General features: G+C 63.4%; 1 protein-coding gene and 1 pseudogene. Both read right to left on the bottom strand.

All coding sequences use genetic code 11. The annotated features are described in order from the left end of the window. Positions 1-79: 79 nt before the first annotated feature. Positions 80-1,111, bottom strand: coding sequence for a BMP family protein (locus EN914_RS34360; RefSeq protein WP_013528955.1), 1,032 nt, complete (start codon positions 1,109-1,111; stop codon positions 80-82). A gap of 143 nt (positions 1,112-1,254) precedes the next feature. Then, a pseudogene (locus EN914_RS34355) lies at positions 1,255-1,735 on the bottom strand (3-oxoadipyl-CoA thiolase); the annotation flags it as partial.

Here is a 1,735-nt window from a genome sequence, read left to right as displayed (position 1 = left end):
CTGCTAATCTCCCTCCTTGAGGGGGAGATGTCCGGCAGGACAGAGGGGGGCGCCTAGCGCCAGCCCCTCAAACCAGAACTCAATCCGAAACCGGCGTGTTCTCGTCCACGTCGACGCGGAAATTGCCTTCGAGGATCTCGGCTTTCTTCTTTTCGACCAGCTCCTTCACATCAGCCGGCAGCGTCTTGTCGAACTTGTGGTAAGGCGCCAGATGCGAGCCGCCCTTGGCCATGCGCGAGAAGTCGCCATAGTCCTGCGCGGTGAAGACGCCGGCCTTGACCAGCTTGATCGCCTGTTCGACCGTCGGATACATGTCCCAGACCGGGCCGGTGATGACCGTATCCGGGCCGAGACTCGACTGGTCGGACATGTTGGAGATGGCAAGGATCTTCTTGTCGACCGCCGCTTCGATGACACCGAAGCGCTCGGCATAGATGACGTCGACACCGGCGTCGATCTGCGCGACCGCCGCTTCCTTGGCCTTGGGCGGATCGAAGAAAGAGCCGATGAAGGCGACCTTCTTCTTGATGTTCGGGTTGACCTCCTTGGCACCGGCGAAGAAGGCGTTGACCAGCCGGTTCACTTCCGGAATGCCCATCGCCGCGACAGCGCCGATCGTGCCCGACTTCGACATCTTGCCGGCGATCATGCCGGAGAGATAGGCGGGCTCGTGGATCCAGTTGTCGAACACGCCGAAATTCGGTTCCGCCGGCCCGGCACCCGAGCCGAACAGCCAGGCGGTCTTCGGGAACTGCTTGGCGGTGCGGCGCGACTCACGCTCGGCGGCGAAGGCATCACCCAGCACCAGCTGGTAGCCGCCTTGCGCGTATTCGCGCATGACGCGGCTGAAATCGGCGGTCTGCACCTTCTCCGACCATTTGTATTCGATGCCGAGTTCCTTCTCGGCCTTCTGCAGGGCGACATGGATCTGGTTGTCCCATGGCTCCTCGATCGGCGTAGCGAAGATCGCCGCCACCTTCAGTTTCTTGTCCTTGCCGAAGGCAGCGCCCGGCAGCATTGCCGCAGCCAGGCCAAGCGCGCCCAACTCCAGCACATTGCGTCGCGAAAGCCCTTCGCGTGCGGATTGAAATCTGTTCTTTCGGTTTTCCATTGTATTCCCCTCTGTTCGACAGCCGTGTCGAGCCGGCTGTTCTAAAAATCAGACGAGGAACTATGGAACGGGTCCGGACTTTTGTCCACGTGGTCAAATTTGACCGCACCGGATTCTCGAAGTTAGCCGGAGAGACTTGCCGATCAGACCCGTTCCAGCGCGATCGCGATGCCCTGGCCGACGCCGATGCACATGGTGGCAAGCGCATACCGGCCGCCGCGCTCGCGAAGCTCCAGCGCCGCCGTGCCGGATATGCGGGCGCCCGACATGCCCAGGGGATGGCCGAGCGCGATGGCGCCGCCATTCGGGTTGACGTGTTCGGCGTCCTCGGCAATGCCGAGCTGGCGCAGCACGGCGATGCCTTGCGAGGCAAAGGCTTCGTTGAGCTCGATGACGTCGAACTGTTTTGGCGTCAGGCCAAGCCGCGCGCAGAGTTTTTGCGTCGCCGGCACCGGGCCGATGCCCATGATGCGCGGCGCCACACCTGCGGCGGCTCCGCCGACGATGCGGGCGATCGGCGTCAGCCCATACTTTTTCACCGCCGCCTCGGAGGCAACGATCAGCACCGCCGCGCCGTCATTGACGCCGGAGGCGTTGCCGGCCGTCACCGTGCCGCCCTGCCGG

Source organism: Mesorhizobium sp. M7A.F.Ca.CA.001.08.2.1 (assembly GCF_003998455.1).
In the GTDB taxonomy this organism is placed as follows: Bacteria; Pseudomonadota; Alphaproteobacteria; order Rhizobiales; family Rhizobiaceae; genus Mesorhizobium; species Mesorhizobium ciceri.
Note: the sequence above shows the minus strand (reverse complement) of the source record. Positions and strands in the feature narration are given on the sequence as shown.